This is a genomic window from Actinopolymorpha alba DSM 45243, from assembly GCF_000373925.1.
Classification (GTDB): domain Bacteria; phylum Actinomycetota; class Actinomycetes; order Propionibacteriales; family Actinopolymorphaceae; genus Actinopolymorpha; species Actinopolymorpha alba.
In genome coordinates this window covers 1-16106 of sequence record NZ_KB892709.1, presented here as the reverse complement: position 1 = coordinate 16106, position 16106 = coordinate 1, and the positions used below count along the sequence as shown (strand labels likewise).

Genomic DNA, 16106 nt, shown 5'->3' with positions numbered 1-16106 from the left:
AGGTTTGTGGCACCACGATATGGCATTGAGGGAACGACGTCGAGCGGTATTGCCGCCAGCGTCGAGGCCGGCGTCCGGTCAGGAGCGCTGACGCCTGGCGATCCGCTCCCCCCGGTCCGCGGCCTGGCGACCGAGTTGGGCGTCAGCCCGGGCACCGTCGCGGCGGCGTACCGGATACTGCGTCAGCGCGGCGTGGTCAGTACGGACGGTCGGCGCGGCACCCGGGTCCGGCCCAAACCGTCCGTCGTTCCGCGTTCGCACGCTCGGCTGCCCGTCCCGCCGGGCGCGCGGGATGTTTCCGCCGGCAACCCCGATCCCCGCCTGCTACCCGCCCTCGGCCCGCGACTGCGGACACTCGCGCCCGAGCCCGTGCTCTACGGCGTCGTCGGCATGCTGCCCGAACTCGCCGAGCTCGCGCGGGAACGCCTGACCGCCGACGGCGTTCCCGCTGACGCCCTCACCGTCACCAGTGGTTGCCTCGACGGGGTCGAACGCGTACTGCAGACCTACCTCGCTCCCGGGGACGCCGTCGCGGTCGAGGACCCAGGCTGGTCCAACCTGCTCGACCTCGTGGCGGCGATGGGGCTCCGGGTCGAACCCGTGCCGGTCGATGACGACGGCCCGGACCCGGCCGCTGTCATGGCAGCGTTGCGGCGTGGCGCACGCGCGCTGCTGGTGACGAGCCGCGCTCAGAACCCGTTCGGCGCGATCGTCAGCGCGGAGCGGGCGAGGAAGCTTCGTGCGGTGTTGCGCGACGCTCCGGACACACTGGTGATCGAGGACGACCACGCTGCCGAACTCTCGCATGAACCGCTGCGGACGCTCGCGGGTTCGACCACGCGGTGGGCGTTGGTACGTTCGATGTCCAAGCCGTACGGCCCGGACCTGCGCTGCGCCGTCCTCGCCGCGGACGAAGAGACGCTCGCGCGCGTGGAAGGCCGCCAGTGGCTCGGCGTGCGCTGGGTGTCGACCATCCTGCAGTCGCTGGTGGTGGCATTGTGGCGCGATCCCCGCGTCGACGCGCTGGTCGCCCGTGCTGGCCGGCGTTATGACGAACGCCGGCAGGGACTTCTGGCCGCACTCGACGCACGTGGCGTGCGGGCCCATGGGGGTTCAGGCCTCAACGTGTGGGTGCCCGTCCAGGACGAGACGGCTGTCTGCGCACGGCTGCTGGAGGCGGGGTGGGTGGTGGCACCGGGCCGGATCTATCGGATCGCCGCTGGACCCGGCATCCGCATCACGTCCAGCGCGTTGGCGGACCGCGACATCGACACCCTGGCCGGCGCCGTCGCTTACGCGTTGACGCCGGACAGACGACCGTACGCGGTTTAGGAGCCTGTCCCTGAACCCCGGCCGGACAGCGAGCACGGCCACGCGGCGCCAGCTCTCCGGCGGACCACGCTGTATCCACTCCCCTTTCTTCGTTGGCCCGGATTCCCTTGCAAATAGACGGCTGGATTCGACATCCCCCATCACGGCCCGAGCATTGGACGTCAGCGACATCGACGCGGCCGCCGCCGTCGCGACCGGCGGTGGCTCCGGACTTGCGGCCGCCCAGACTCTCGCCTCAGCAATGCGAAACTCCTTGAAAATAAAGGTTCTCGCCGTCCCTGTCGGTTGCGACGGTGATCTTGGCGGAGTAAGATCGAACGTATGAGCGACGGCGATGGTGTGCGGATCTCACCGCTCCCGCCCGGGTTTGCTGAGATGCTTCCCGGTCCGGAGTTGGTGGCGGCGTTCGCTGCTGTCGATCGGGACGCCTGTAATGGTTTCGAGCTTGGCGTGTTGCTTCAGGCCGCGCGGAAGATCGCCTGTTGGGGCGAGTCTTTGAGTCTTGCTGTGACTGCTNTGTTGGCGCACTGCCCGCCCTGCTTCAAGGATGATGAGGCGGAACGCTCGTCTGTGCCGGAGCCGCGTGCGGCTGAACTGCTGGCGCCGTTGTTGGGGTGGACCAACTACCGCAGTGATCAGTTCATGCTNATCGCGCTCGCCCTGTCTGACCTGCCGAACACCCGGCACGCGTTGGAACGCGGCGAGCTTGAGTTCTCTGAGGTGCGGACGATCGTTGACCGGCTCACCCTCCTAACCCCAGCGGATCGTGTCGCGGTGGATGAGGCGATCTTCCCTGAGGTGTTGAAACTCCGCGCCGGGCTGTTGCGGTTGCATATCGAGGCCGAGATCTTGAAGGTGAACCCGGAGGCGGCGAAAGAGCGTCACAAGCGGGCCCGCGAAGATCGTGGCGTGGACGTCTACCCATCCCTGGATGGCGTCTGCGACCTGCGGATCCGTGGGATCTCCCACGACGTGGCCGCCCAGATCTGGGGATACCTGGACGCCATCGCCCGCACCATGAAATCCGGCGGCGACGAACGCACCCTGCCGCAGTTGCGGGCCGACATCGCCGCCTCCCTCCTGTCCAGTGAAGCCGACGTACTCATCTGTAACGGTGAGGAAGAAGCCCCTGACAGCGGCGAGGAGGAGAACGGCGACGACGCCAGCCCTTGTCAAGAGTCCTTCGACGACCTGCTCGAGGAGCAGAACAACACCGACAGCCCCGCTCAAGGCGAAGCTGAGGGTGCGCGGAATGACTCTGCCACCGAGCAGGGCGGGTGCCGGCACACCGGGTGCGACCACGACCACCACCTTGCGGGCTGCCCGTGTGAGGACTGCAAACCCGCCACCTACACCCACCCGCTGGACCGACCCAGGCCGCAGCCCCGCGACGACCGTGCGGCCGGCAAAGCTGCTGGTGAAAGCGGCCCTGATCGGGAACCAATCCCCGAGCAGGAGATACCGGCCGCGTTCCGGTCCTGGAGAGCGGCGATCAAGGCGAAGCTTCAGCTGAATGTGCCGATCACGACACTGTTCGAGCTGGCGGAGCGGGCCAGCCGAGCTGGGCGGGTTCGGGCCCGTACTCACCGAAGTAGCGCGGCGGCTGATCGCCAACCACCTCGACAACCCCGACGCCATGTTCACCATCGGTATCACCCACCCGGTCACCGGGCAGCTGCTGAGCCTGCATCCAATGTCCAAGCGTTTCTTACGTGGTCTTCCGGCGGAGTTCGTGCAGTCGTTGAACCAGCGCTGCACCTGGATGCTCTGCAGGCGCCCAGCGATCTCCTGCGACCTCGACCACACCAAACCCTACGCTCAAGGCGGCGAAACCTCCGTGGCGAACATGGCACCACTATGCCGTCGTCACCACCGCGTGAAAACCGAAGGCGACTGGAAAGTCGAACAAACCAGCCCAGGCCACCTCACCTACACCGACCCACACGGACGGGAGTACGAGGTCACCCCACCACGCCTCACCGACCCCGTAGAACCCGACGACCCGGACCCGCCGCCGTTCTAGCTGGACCCGGGAAGATACGGGACAAAGCAAAACAAGACAGTAGGCTCGATAACCCTTACAGAGAAGGGCTATCGAGCCTGCCGGCATGCGCATGGAGCACAGGACGAGCCAGACCGGCCGAGCCAGCCCAGGACCAGCCAGGCTCAGGCCGAGCGGCCGGGAGCACATCAGGGCAACTCAGCGATCAGCGCAGTTGGAGCACCGCGGGCGCCCAGCTGGCAGCGCAATGGCGCGGGTCGGGGCGACCGAGCCAGAGCGCCGAGCCGGGGTAGCGCGGGTCGGGGCGGCCGAGCAGGGGGGCCGAGCCGGAGCAGCCGAGCCTGAGCGCCCCAGCCGGGGCGGCCGGGCCCGCGATTCCCGCCTCAGCGGCGCAGCTGCCGGCGCTCCCGCAGCCGCGCGATCCGCCGGCGCTGGGACTCGTCCAGCATGAAGTAGCCCACGACCGGTGTGGCGATCACGGCCAGCACGATCAAGGTGGCGAGCCAGTGCGGCAGGATCCACCAGGCGAAGAGCCCGACCCCGATGCCGCCGAGGATGTACTTGGTGCGATTCGACATGTCTCCATGGTTCGTCGAACCGGCGCCAAGGACTCTCCGGCATGACCCCGAGATTTCCCGGAGAGACCCGCCGAGCCTGCCCCGACACTCCCCAAGAGGCGCCCCCGCGGGCCCGCGGGGGCGGAGCCGCCCCAGCACCGCCTCTACGGCTGGATGACGACCGGGGTCCCGCCCGCGACGAGCTTCCAGTCGACTGTCGAGAACGCCGCCGGGTCGATCTCACCCGCCCCGGTGACCCAATCGATCAGCAACTGCCGGATTTCGACCTGGCGATTGTAGATCACCGGCGCCGTCGAGATGTGCGGGAAGTTACCGCCACCGGACTGTCGGTAGTTGTTGACCGCCAGGGCGAAGACCTGGTCCGCCGCGACCGGCGTACCCCCATACGCGAGGTTGGTGATCCGCTGCCCCACCGGCTGGGCGACGTCGATGTCGTACGTCAGCCGCGCGTCCAGCCCGCCGACCACGTCGTAGTTGTAGTCGGGGGTGCCGTTCGGCGCGGTCGGGGTGGGAGCGTTCGTAACGTCGTCGGCGCGGTGGGGCCCTGCCCCCGAGACCTGCTTGAAGTACGTCGCCGACTTCTCGAGGTAGTCCTTCAGCTGCGCCCCGGTGAACCGCACGGCGAGCAGGGTGTTGTCGTAGATGTAGAGCCCGGCTACGTCGCGCACCGAGACGTCCCCGGCGGGGATCGCGGCCGCGCGGTTGAACGGCGCGGCGATCGACAGCACCGGCAGGTCGGCGTCGCCCGAGCCGGCGAGTGCCTTCTTGACCGCGTCGGCCTGCACGTAGTTGATGAAGTCGAGCGCGGGAGTGTCTTCGTACCTCGCGGTCGCCGCCGACATCGCCACCTTGGAGGTGCCGACCACGGAGTTGACGTACGTCACCACCTTGTCGTGGTCGGCCTTGAGCAGGCGGACGATGGTGGGGTCTTCGGGCACGGTGTTGGAGTTGAGGATCTGCGCGTGGCTGCCGGCCAGCTGCCACCCGCCGCGCGGCGACCAGGTGAGGTCGAGCTCGATCAGGCTGAGCCGCCGACCCCAGAACGCCGGCTCGGTCAGCAGGACCTGCCGCCCCGTCGCCTCGTTGGTGACGAACCGCTCCCTGATCTCGGCGTGCGCGTGCCCGACGAGGATCGCGTCGATGCCGGGCACCTGCTGGGCGACCAGGCTGGAGGCGTTCTCGGGATAGGGCAAGGAGTCGCCGTACGACGAGGAGGTGTCGGCGCCAGAGTGTGCGGACACGATCACGACATCGGCGCCGGCCTGGCGTAGCTTCGGCACCCACACCTTGGCCTGCTCCACCAGACCGGGGAACGTCATCTGCCCCTCGACGTTCGCCTTGTCCCAGATCGCGATGCCGGGGTTGGTGAGGCCGAGGATCCCGACCCGCAACGGCGCGCGCGAGCCGGACAACCGCACCGTCTTGATGACGTACGGCGGGAACGCCGGCCGGCCGGTCCTGGAGTCGAGCGCGTTCGCCGCGAGGAGCGGGAACTCCAACTGATCCTGGAAGGTTCGCAGCAGCGGGATGCCGTAGTTGAACTCGTGGTTGCCGAGCGCCGCCGCGTCGAACCCGATCGCGTTCATGGCGGTCGCCATCGGGTGGGCGCGGCGCCGGCCGATCGGCTCGATCTTGGCGTAGTAGTAGGCCAGCGGCGTGCCCTGGAGAGTGTCACCGGCGTCGATCAGCAGGGTGTTGCGCCGGCCGCGCTCCTGGCGTACCGCATCGACAAGCGTGGCGACCTTGGCCAGGCCGATGTCGTTGTGCTGGGCGTCGTCGAACTCCTGGTCGCGGAAGTAGTCCCAGTTGAAGACGTTGCCGTGCAGGTCAGTGGTGCCCATGACCGTGAGAAGGAACCGTCCGCCCACCGACTCGTCCCGCGACGACGGCGAGGTCACCGACTGGGTGGGCGAGGCGGCGAGCGCCGGCCGGAAACCAGCGGCGGCGAGGACGGTGGCCGTGCCGACGCCGAGGACCGCGCGGCGACCCAGGCGGCGACCCTGACGAGGGGCAGAAATCTCGGACACGGAACTCCTTCACAGGACACGACGGCAATGAGCGTGCGCAAGAGTACGCGAGTGGTGGTTGCGGCCACGTGAAGCTTCTCCGGCCTTTAGGTAAAGGCACTCCACGCGATCTCGCGGTGACATCGGGTCGATCCGTGAACCGCAACCACCACACGCAAAGAAACCTCGGGCGCCTACAGCGAGCCCGAGCGGAACGGCCCGGTGATCGCGAACGTGATGCCTGGGCTCTGCGCGTTGGCGAAGAGCCAGTTCCCGTTCTTCGGCTCGAATGTGGACCCGCACCACTCCGACCCGGTGTAGTCGCCGGGGTTGACGGACTTCCCGGGTACGCCGCCGGCCGGGATCACGACCTGGTTCTGGGCGAAGGGGAAGATCTCGCCGTCCGCGGTGAGTCCGTGGAGGTACTCGAAGTCGTCGCCGTCCTCACACAACACGATTCCGCCGCGTGGGCTGACGCAGATGTTGTCGGGATTGTTGAGCACGCTGGCGTCCGGCGAGGCGAAGAGCACCCGCATGGACTCGCGAGCCGGGTCGTACTCGAAGACCTGCCCCTGGCCCTTCGGTCCGCCGCTGGTCGACACGACGTAGACCCGGTCGTTGCCCCACCAGGCGCCCTCGAGCCGCCTGAAGACCGCGGCCCCGAGAGCGGCTCCCTGCTCGGCCGGTCGCTGCTCGCCCGGCGCGTAGTCGGGGTTGGGGATGCGGACCCAGGAGGTGCGATATTCCGCACCAGTGCCGTCGGTGTAGGTCGAGTACGACGTACCACTGTCCGTCTCCACCACGAGCATCTGCAGCTCGCCACCCGCCGCCAGGTCGCTTTTCTTGGTGGGCAGGTAGCGGTACAACCCGGACGGGGTGGCGTCCTCGGTGAGGTAGACGATGCCGGTGTTCGGGTCGACGGCGACCGCCTCGTGGCTGTACCTCCCCATCCCGCGCAGCGGCCGCGGGTCGCCCTTACCGTCGTACGGCACCTCGAAGACGTACCCGTGCCGCGTCCCGTCAGGACCGAGCACTGTCGTCTCCTCGCAGGTGAGCCAACTGCCCCACGGCGTGGGCCCGCCAGCGCAGTTGCGGATGGTGCCGGACAGGCTCGCCCAGGATTCGAGGAACTTCCCCTTGTCGGGGTCGAAGATCACGTTGGTGGTGCCGCCGTTGGCGGCCTGGTTGTAGGCGGGTTCGGTGAACGCGCCGGTGAAGCTTCCCTGCTCATGGTTGCGGACGAGCGCGACCTTGCCGTCCGGACGACGGAACGCGGCCATGCCGTCATGCGCGCCCGGCGTCCGGATGCCATCCGACATCGCGTCGCCGGTCCAGCCGTAGCTGATGTACTCAAATCCCTTGGGGAGCTTGAGGAGCGGGAGCCCGGTCGTCTGATCCTTGACCGGATAGAGCGGGCCGTAGTCGGGACTCGAGGGCCGTTTGGTCATCGGCGCGGCGCCGGCAGTCCGGGCGCCGAGCGCCTCGAGCGGACCGAGCGCGACCAGTGACGCTGCGGTGGCGAGACTTCCCCGTAGGAACTGTCGGCGGCCGGCGCCGCCCCGAACGGTTTCTGTCACGTCTTCTCCCTACGCCAGGCGGGAACATTGCCTGCGAACGTAGGCGCGCATTCGTACCTCTGTCTTAACAGCGTCCGAAAGCTGCCGGAACCTCTAAGTCAGCGGACGCGGTAGACGAGCACCGCGCCCTTCTCGGTCGCGAAGACCTGCCGCCACGTTGCGGGGATCCGGATCGGGTCACCCAGTACCGCGCGCGCGGCGTCACCGCACTGGTAGCAGGGCATCTTCGCGCGGGTGCCGTACAGCACGACGTACTCCCCGGACGCGGGTTGGCGACCATCGCGGTTGAGGCTCTGGAGTTGCCCCGACCAGATGGGCCGGCCGAACCTCGTGTGCGCGTACAACGGAAGTACGCGGGTGGTGCGCCCGTCGCTCCAGAGGACGCCCACGTCGCGCTGCCGTTCCAGCCAGTTGCGGAACTCGCTGAGCGGCTTGGTCCCCACCGTGCGGTAGTTGTGGCTGAAGCCCCATGAGGGAGCCGCGGCCACCAGGCTCAGCGCGCCGAGCACCAGCACGGCGCCACCCGCCAGCACACCAGCCCGCGCCCGCAGGACGGGCACCCACCGAGCCGCGGTCCCGACCAGCAGCCAGGCCGCCGCGAAGCCGCCCAGGATGAACGCCGGAAAGACCGGAAACCAGTACCGCATCATGAACAACCGAAGCTTCGGCGCCGACGGGTCGAGCACGCCTCCGAGCAACACCAGAGGGATGTAGACCAGGGCCACCCAGCCGAGGAGGAGGCCGATCCGCCGCCAAGCCACCGGCCGCCAAGCCACCGGCCGCCAAGCCACCGGCCGCCAAGCCACCGGCCGCCAAGCCATCTGTCGCCAGCCCACGTGCCGCCGGCCTCCCGACAGCCAGCCCGCCAGCCCCCCGACGACCGTGCCGGCGAGTGCCGCGAGGAGCCACTCCCCCTCGGGCACGGACCGGAGTCCCGTGATGAACCTGCTGAGGTACCAGCCTCGGGGCATGTCCTGGAAGGTGGCCGCGAGGTCCGCCGGGACCGGCCCGCTGCCGTGCCCCGTGATGGCGAGGAGGCGGGCGAACGGGTCGCCGTACGTCAGCGCGCTGAGGGCGAGGTCGGTGATCCCGGCGAGGGCGAGGGGTACGGCGACGAGCCCGAGTCCCCGCCAGCCCACCCGCCGGAAGATCAGCACGCCCACCAGCGGCCAGGCGAAGACGACGTACTCCCTGGTGAGGTAGCTCCACCCGAGCAGGGCACCGATGACCAGCAACGTGACCAGCCGCCGGCGTCTCGACGACGACACCAGCGGACGGCACTGGTGGACGGCGACCGCGAGCACCACGGCCCAGCAGAACACCGCGGTGGCCAGCACGTCGGGCAGCGGCTGCAGGACGTCGAAGAAGATCAGGTTGTTGGCCAGCGTGAGGGCCGCCGCGGCGACGCCCACCGACCGCGCGAACAGCAATGTCCCGAGCAGGTAGACGGCGAGCACCAACGCGAGCCCGGTCAGGATCGGGACCAGGTAATAGGCGGCCTGCGAATAGCCGAACATCTCGATGGCGGCCCGCAGCGGGAGGGTCAGACCGAAGCGGGTGAACTGATGGACCGGTGTGCCGGGGTTCGGGTGCGGGAAGTCACGAGCGGCGTCGAAATAGTTGATCTGGTCCGACGGATAAGGGAGCGGTAGGTAAATTCGTTCGAACGCCAGGGTGAACATTGCCAGGACGGCGCCGACCGCGAACGTCCACAGCGCGGCCCGGCGTGCGGGCGCGCGGACATCCGGCGAGGTCAGGGCGGGGGTTTCCCGGACGGTTACCGGCATGGCGAGACAGCGTAGCTTCCGGCGGCACGGCGTTCATCCGCCCCATCACGGCCGGCAAGCGAGTAACCTCCCGCAGGTACAGAACCGAGGCACGCAGGCAGCCAGTGACCCGGGGAGCTCTCACCAACCATGAGCACTACTGTCCACACCACCTCGACCTCGACCTCGACGCAGCCCTCGCCGTCCGGCTCTACGTCCACCGGCCGGGAGCCGCTGCCGGCGGCTGGGCCCACCACGGGCACCGCCGTCGAGAGCGAGCGGGTCACCGAAACCGCCGGCGCGATCGACGTCACCGTCGTACTCCCCTGCTACAACGAGCAGGACCACGTACTCGCCGAGCTCGAGCGGATCACCGCGACGATGGACGCGAGCGGCTATTCGTATGAACTGCTCGCGATCGACGACGCGTCCACCGATTCCACGCTGGAGATCCTGCGGCAGGCCGAGCCGCGGTTTCCCCGCATGCGGATCCTTCCTTTCACCCGCAACGGCGGTAGTGGCACGGCCCGCCGGATCGGCACGCAGTACGCCCGCGGCCGGATCGTCGTGTGGACCGACGCCGACATGAGTTATCCGAACGAACGCATTCCCGATCTCGTCGCGCACCTCGACAGCGACCCCACGCTCGACCAGGTCGTCGGAGCCCGCACCAGTGAGCAGGGTTCCCACAAACTGCTCCGGGTGCCGGCGAAATGGTTGATCCGAAAGTTCGCGGAATACCTCACGAACACCCGGATCCCCGACCTGAACTCCGGTCTGCGCGCGTTCCGCCGCGAGGTTTCCCTGCCGTATCTCCGGCTACTCCCACCCGGATTCTCCTGCGTCACCACGATCACGATCGCGTTCCTGCACAACCAGCACGGCATCTACTACCTGCCGATCGACTACGCCAAGCGGTCGGGGCGGTCGAAGTTCCATTTCGTCAAGGACGCCTACCGCTACATCCTGCAGGTCCTGCGGATGGTGATGTACTTCAACCCGCTCAAGGTGCTCATGCCGCTGTCCCTGTGGCTCATCGGGATCGGCATCGCCAAAGCAGGCTACGACGTCATCGCCCACCCGGTGCGGCTGGCGACCAACACGGTCCTGATCTTCCTGACCGGACTGATCATCGCCTCGCTCGCGCTCCTCGCCGACCTGATCGTCCGCTCCCGCAACGAACCCTGACCCCGAAGAATCGGGCTAGATCTTGCCTGCGGTAACGCCGCCGTACGAGATTTCGTTGCCGTCGGGGTCGCGGTAGACGACCTTCCGCATGCCCTCGTCGTAGCGTTCGACCCGGGCGGGATCGTGGCCACGCTCCGCGGCTGCGGCGACGACAGCGTCCAGGTCTTCGACCATCAGCATGTGCATCGAGCCGCCGGACCGGTCGGGCACCTGCTCGATGTAGAGGTAGCGATGCTCACCGACCTCCCACACCGCCTCGATGTCGTTTGGGAAGAAGCTGGGTTCCGCCCCGAGGAACAGCCGATACCAGGTGAGCGATCGACCGTAGTCAGTGACCGGGATGCCCGCGAAGAGATCCTGCGCGATGGGAGAGACGCTCCCGTTCTCCGCCGTGTCGCTCATGCGCCTTCATTCCTCTCCTGCGTTCCACGAAGTGACCCGGTGAAGGTACCCGGGACCTTGCTCATCAGATGCCTTACGACGAAACCGAGCACGGTGTGGGCGGGGCCGAGCTGCCGGGTGCCGGACGGCACGCTGGAGAGCGTCGACGTCCTGGACCCTGTCATGGTCCCTTGTTCACAAGGGTTCTCCTCAGCTGTCGGTTCCGGGAGGGGTAAAACCCGCTCGGTCCTGGGCCCCCTCGCGCTGCCAGCCGGGCCGCGCGCCCGGAGCGACCAGCGGGCCGCTGAGCTGGATCTGCGCGAGCAGCCAGCGCCTGCCGTCGCGCACCGCGACCATCCCGATCCGGAACGAGCCGCTGGTGTCACGCCCCATCGCGGTCGTGCGCTGTCGCTGGATCGCCGTCACGAGCACGGTGGCATCGCCGACCGGCCGGAGCTCGGGTTGCTCGATGCCGAACTCGTGATTGGTCAGGTCGCCGCGGTGGCGCTGCGCCCAGGCGTCCCGGTCGAGGACGAACCCGACCGGCCCGATGCCGCGGAAGTCCTTGTGCAGCAGGTCGTCGTAGGCATCGACGTCGCCGGCCAGCTCGGCCGCGGCATAACGGTGCGCGAGGTCGAGGATCTGCTGATCGTCCATGGTTATCTCCTTGAAGTTCTCCAGGTTCGTCTCCTGGTCGGCGCGGGGTACGCCGCGGCGCTCGATTGAGCGATCTTGACCGGGCTCACGTGACGACGAGTCCGACCAGCAGAGAGAGACCGAGCGGAACGTCGAGCGCGATACAGAACTCGGCCAGCGAGCCGGAGACGACGACCTTGCGCCTCAGGTGCCACGCATCCCAGGCACCGTGCGCGATCAGCGCGATGGCAACCAGCACCAGGCCGGCCGTCGGAGCGAGCCCGAGCCCGATCACGGCCACTCCGCCGTAGACCAGCGCGCCTACCGCCTCGGCCGTGAGGGCCCGCCGTGATGCCCGGGCGAGCACGCCGATTACGACAACCACGGCGGCGGTGACGGCGAGCAACGTCAACGGTGCTGTCCCGAGCAGGCCGCCGACGATGATGAGGGCCGAGCAGACCGGGATCGCGGCCCACGCCGTCCACGGCCGGCCGAGCGCGGCGGCGGTCAGGTAACACATCGAGGCGATGCCGACGACAATCCCGACGGTCGTCCGGTCGGGTCCGGCGAGGAACGCCGAGACCGCCGCAAGCAGGCCGATGGCACTGGGCCAGCGTCGCAGCAACGCGTGCGTGCCCGGCGTCTCGTGGCCGCCGACCTGGGTGATGCTCTCGGTCATGACCGTCATCGTGCCGCCGCTGCACCCGGCCCGGCGAGGGCTCCGGGCGGACATGTCCGGAATCCCGGGGAGCTGGTCCATCTGGACAGCACTGCCGTGTCGTCCCGGTTCTCCGCGACCTCATCGACCACATCGGGCGCAGTTCGACACCGACCTCACCGCGGAAACGCCGGTTTCGAGGGCGTCTGCGAGCAGTCCGGTGAGGGAGTGTGTCTCCCGTCTCCCGTCTCCCGTCTCCCGTCTCCCGCCCCTCAGGCAGGGAGCTGCGCGCGGGCGACGAGACCCGGGCCGTGCCCTGGCCAACGCCGCTGGATCAGGCGGAACGGCAGCGTGCCGTACTTCGTGGCCGCACCCTGCAACCTCGAACTCGGCTGCAGCAGCCGGCCGCTACCGCTGGTCTTCTCCGCCATGGACGCGGCGGACTTACCACTCGTCCGGCGCTTGCCGATCTGGTTGCGCGCCGTTTCGAGGACGAAACCAAGTGGACCGCCGAACTGCTCCACGTGGATGTTGTTCAGGCCGGTCTCTCGCAGGAGCCGGGCCATCATCGGTGGGTCGTACCGCCGAAAGTGTCCCGCCATCGCGTCGGCCGGGCCGAAGCGGTGCTGGAACGCCGGCGTGCTGAGCAGGATCCAGCCACCCGGGCGGAGCCGGGCCACCCATTCGGCGAGCGCCTTCTCGTCGTGCTCGATGTGCTCGATCACCTCGAACGCGCACACCAGGTCGAAGGTTTCCTCCGGCAGTAGGGCGGACAGGTCGCCGTTACGGACCTCGCCGTTGCCTGCCGCGACCGCCAGGCGTTCGATGGCGACGGCGTACGAAACGGGATCGGGCTCCAGACCGACATAGCGGTAGCGCTGGGAGATCCGTGCGCCGAAACCGCCCTGTCCACAGCCCACTTCGAGCACCGCGTGAATATTGGGTGGCAGCAGGCGGGACACGAGATCCCAACGGAGCCAGGCGTTCGGGCTGAGCGGCGGCAAGGTCACGGCGTCTTCTCCGGTGGGGTGTGATTTCCGGGTTCTGGTTTCCGTGTGCGGTGTGATTACAGGGTGCTGAGGGATTTCAGGATGCGGTGGGATTCTCCGGTGGGGGGAGATTCGCCGGAGCGGGGTGCTTCTCGAGTGCTGGCAGCGTGTGCAGATGGTCGATGAGGGGCTGGACGACCTGGTCGGCGACAAAGCGTTCCCGCGCCAGATTACCCGCGGCGCTCCGCATTCGTGTCAAGTTCACCTTGTCGTCGGCGAGATGTCGCAATGCGGCGGCGAGCGCGGCCGGGTCGCCTGGTGGGGCAAAAATCGCCGCCTCGCCAAGAATTCGCCGCTGCGGCGTCGAGTCCGAGGTCACGATGGCGCAGCCGGCCGCCGCACCCTGGAACACCTTGTTGGGTACGACCCGCAGGGCTTTGGGGCCGGTGCCGAACACCCCGAGACACACGTCGTGGTCGGCCACCAGCTCCGGTAGCTTCTCGGGTTCGACCCAGTCGAGCCAGGTGACCCGCTGATTGGTGTCGGCGGCCGCACGGGTGCGCGCCAGGTCCTGGCCACCCCCGATCATCGTGACCTCGATCGGCTCGCCGGCAAGATTCGCGAGCGCCTGCCCGATCACCGGGGCACCCTGTAAGGGCGTGAAGGCGCCGAAGAACACCACCCGCAGCCGGTCGGTTTCCATGGTGCGCGCGGTCTCGGCGTTCGTGGTCTCGGCGTTCGCTGCCACGGCGTTCGCGGCTTCGAACCACTCGTCGCCCGCGCCGACCGCGACCGCCACGGCCCGATCACGCAGGCCTTCCGGCACCATCTGGCGGTGCTCTTCGGTGTCCACGACGATCACGTCGGCCGACCGCAGCGCCGCACCGTCGACGGCACGCAGCAAGGCCTGCTTGACACCGCCGCTCTCACCGCGGTCGCGTGCTGTGTCGGCGGCGAAGATCAGGTGGTCGAGCACGATCGGCGTACGCCGGAAGAGAAGGCGGGCGAGGAGTACGTCGAAATGGCCGAGGTAACCAACGACCACCAGGTCAGGGCGCGGAGTTCGGCGCGCGTTCCGAGCGAGCCGGAACCAGCAGCGGGCGATCCGCCAGGCGAGCAACGGCAGGCGCCAGGGCCGCTGCAGGATGGCGACCCGGCCTGCCGTGTCGATCCCGAGCGGCTGGTTGCACTCTGTCACTTCGAGCCCGTGACGGCGCAGCCCTTCGGCCAGTATCCCCACTCTGGGATGACTGCGCGTGTCGTACGTCCCAAACACCAGCGCCCGCACGGCCAAGGAGCGTAACAGCGGCCGGGTCGTGCCGTACTCTTCCTTAGCGTGTTGTCGTTCCAATCGGTAATTTCCGGCGTACTCCGGGTGCTGTCCAGTCGGGTCGTCCGCGTGGGATTCGTGGCGGCCGCGGCGGCGCTCGGCGTGGTCGCGATCGCCAGCGAGTGGGACGGCATCCGGGTGGCCTTCACCCGCCTGAGCCCGCTCGTGCTCGGCGCGGCGTTGCTGGGGGCGATCTGTGCCCTGCTCCTGAGCATGCTGCTCTGGCGGCTGCTCCTCGCCAGTCTCGGCTCACCGCTACCGGCCCGGGTCGCGGCCCGCGTGTTGTTCGTCAGCCAACTCGGCAAGCATCTGCCGGGATCCGTGTGGCCGATGCTGGCGCAGATGGAGCTGGGTCGCGACCATGGGGTTCCACGGCGACGCTCGGCGACGGTGTTCGTGCTGCTGATGCTCTTCAGCCTCTCGACAGGTCTCCTCGTCGCCGCCGGCACTCTGCCGCTGGCGGCCGCTGAGGAGATCCGGCCGTTCCGCTGGGCCCTCCTACTCGCGCCCGTGCTGCTGGCGACGCTCCACCCTCGGGTACTCAACCCTGCGCTCGACCGGTTGCTGCGGCTCGTACGGCGCCCACCCCTGGAACGCCCGCTCACGCTCGGAGTCTCGGCGCGGGCCGTGCTCGCGGGTGTCGGGCAGTGGCTCTTCTACGGTGTCCACACCTGGCTGCTCGCGGTCGAACTCGGCGCCGAGCCGTTGCGCGCGTTGCCGCTCACCCTCGGGGGATTCGCCCTCGCCTGGTGTGTGGGCTACCTGTTCGTGATCACGCCGGCCGGGCTCGGGGTCCGTGAGGTCGCACTCGTCGCCGCCCTGTCGCCCGTACTCAACCAGCCGGACGCGATCGTCCTCGCGCTGGCGTCCCGGGTGATCATGACGGTCGCGGACCTCCTACTCGCCGCCGCGGGGGCCGCGTCGATGCGCGGAGGCGCACGGCAGCGGGTTCCGGCCGACTCGTCGGCTGGAGCCGCGTCCGGGGCTGCCGCGTCCGGGGCCGCCGGAGCTGGGGCCGCCGGAGCTGGGGCCGCCGGAGCTGGGGCCGCCGGAGCTGGGACTGGGACTGGGCACGCCGCCGACGAGCCGACCTGACCGCACACCACTCGGCTTCTTCGCCGACCTCCAACAAGTCGCCGCGCAACCCCAGCGACGATCTCGCATCGTGAGCAACCCTCGACCGACTCAAGATCATTTCGGAGAAGTGGCCCACGCCTCGCATGAGGCGTGGGCCACTTCTCCGAAATGATCTTGAGTCGGTTTGCAAGGCGTCCGCTTCGTGAGTCAATTGCTCGACCGCGGTTGTGCTGCCGCCTCGGATGGGCGGACGATCTCAGATCGTGAAGATTTCGGGGTGCTATGGAGCCTGTCGCGTAACTCGTGGCGGGTCGAGTTGGGACGTGTTCGCTGGTTGCGTTGTGTAGTGGCGCGGGTGCGTTTTGTGGGTGTGGTGGGTGTGTGGGCATGGTGGAGGGCCCGTGCCGGTGTGGTCCGGGGCGGGCCGGGGTTGAGGTGTGGGGCCTGTTCTGTTAGCTGCCGCGGGTTTTTGTGCGGCGGCGGTGTTGGATGAGTTTGGCGAGGTTGTGGGTGACGGCCCAGATGTGGAGTTCGGTTTCGACGTCGGTGGTGCCGCGGTAGTTGAGGTTACGGCCGAGCCGGTTGA

General features: G+C 68.5%; 13 protein-coding genes and 1 pseudogene. 5 read left to right on the top strand and 9 right to left on the bottom strand.

The annotated features are described in order from the left end of the window. Positions 1-6: 6 nt before the first annotated feature. The 3 genes and pseudogenes from B141_RS0104530 to B141_RS51220 all read left to right on the top strand — a co-directional run bounded on the left by B141_RS0104530 (position 7) and on the right by B141_RS51220 (position 3355). Complete coding sequence (locus B141_RS0104530; RefSeq protein ID WP_020573985.1) at positions 7-1332, top strand: aminotransferase class I/II-fold pyridoxal phosphate-dependent enzyme; 1326 nt, start codon at positions 7-9, stop codon at positions 1330-1332. A gap of 321 nt (positions 1333-1653) precedes the next feature. Continuing rightward, positions 1654-2355: pseudogene (locus B141_RS52515) on the top strand (DUF222 domain-containing protein); the annotation flags it as partial. A 490-nt stretch (positions 2356-2845) separates the two neighbouring features. Next, entirely contained in the window at positions 2846-3355 is a 510-nt protein-coding gene (locus B141_RS51220) for an HNH endonuclease (protein WP_020573983.1), read from the top strand. A 362-nt stretch (positions 3356-3717) separates the two neighbouring features. Here B141_RS51220 and B141_RS0104515 read toward each other — a convergent pair whose 3' ends face one another. From B141_RS0104515 to B141_RS0104500, 4 genes are all read right to left on the bottom strand, one after another. Continuing rightward, positions 3718-3912 (bottom strand): hypothetical protein, encoded by a 195-nt coding sequence (locus tag B141_RS0104515; protein ID WP_020573982.1) that lies wholly within the window; start codon positions 3910-3912, stop codon positions 3718-3720. Between the two features lie 143 nt (positions 3913-4055). Further along, positions 4056-5939: a bifunctional metallophosphatase/5'-nucleotidase gene (locus tag B141_RS0104510; RefSeq protein WP_020573981.1), complete on the bottom strand. Its 1884-nt coding sequence runs from the start codon at positions 5937-5939 to the stop codon at positions 4056-4058. Between the two features lie 173 nt (positions 5940-6112). Continuing rightward, positions 6113-7495 (bottom strand): PhoX family protein, encoded by a 1383-nt coding sequence (locus B141_RS0104505; protein ID WP_020573980.1) that lies wholly within the window; start codon positions 7493-7495, stop codon positions 6113-6115. A 98-nt stretch (positions 7496-7593) separates the two neighbouring features. Further along, entirely contained in the window at positions 7594-9282 is a 1689-nt protein-coding gene (locus B141_RS0104500; RefSeq protein WP_020573979.1) for a glycosyltransferase family 39 protein, read from the bottom strand. A gap of 129 nt (positions 9283-9411) precedes the next feature. Here B141_RS0104500 and B141_RS0104495 point away from each other — a divergent pair, with 129 nt between their 5' ends. Further along, entirely contained in the window at positions 9412-10449 is a 1038-nt protein-coding gene (locus B141_RS0104495; RefSeq protein WP_020573978.1) for a glycosyltransferase family 2 protein, read from the top strand. Positions 10450-10464: 15 nt separating this feature from the next. Here the strand turns inward: B141_RS0104495 and B141_RS0104490 are convergent, their stop codons facing one another. The 5 genes from B141_RS0104490 to B141_RS0104465 form a co-directional block, all read right to left on the bottom strand. Further along, positions 10465-10851 carry a VOC family protein gene (locus B141_RS0104490; protein WP_020573977.1) on the bottom strand — a complete coding sequence of 129 codons (387 nt, stop codon included), beginning with the start codon at positions 10849-10851 and terminating at the stop codon, positions 10465-10467. A 189-nt stretch (positions 10852-11040) separates the two neighbouring features. Beyond that, positions 11041-11487 (bottom strand): nuclear transport factor 2 family protein, encoded by a 447-nt coding sequence (locus B141_RS38855; RefSeq protein ID WP_020573976.1) that lies wholly within the window; start codon positions 11485-11487, stop codon positions 11041-11043. Between the two features lie 85 nt (positions 11488-11572). Continuing rightward, positions 11573-12145, bottom strand: a complete 573-nt coding sequence (locus B141_RS0104475) for a hypothetical protein (RefSeq protein ID WP_063828564.1) — start codon at positions 12143-12145, stop codon at positions 11573-11575. A 251-nt stretch (positions 12146-12396) separates the two neighbouring features. Next, positions 12397-13134, bottom strand: coding sequence for a class I SAM-dependent methyltransferase (locus tag B141_RS0104470; RefSeq protein WP_020573974.1), 738 nt, complete (start codon positions 13132-13134; stop codon positions 12397-12399). A 76-nt stretch (positions 13135-13210) separates the two neighbouring features. After that, positions 13211-14401 carry a glycosyltransferase gene (locus B141_RS0104465; RefSeq protein WP_202805662.1) on the bottom strand — a complete coding sequence of 397 codons (1191 nt, stop codon included), beginning with the start codon at positions 14399-14401 and terminating at the stop codon, positions 13211-13213. Positions 14402-14449: 48 nt separating this feature from the next. Here B141_RS0104465 and B141_RS38850 point away from each other — a divergent pair, with 48 nt between their 5' ends. Beyond that, entirely contained in the window at positions 14450-15538 is a 1089-nt protein-coding gene (locus B141_RS38850; RefSeq protein WP_202805661.1) for a lysylphosphatidylglycerol synthase domain-containing protein, read from the top strand. The last annotated feature ends 568 nt before the right edge of the window (positions 15539-16106 follow it).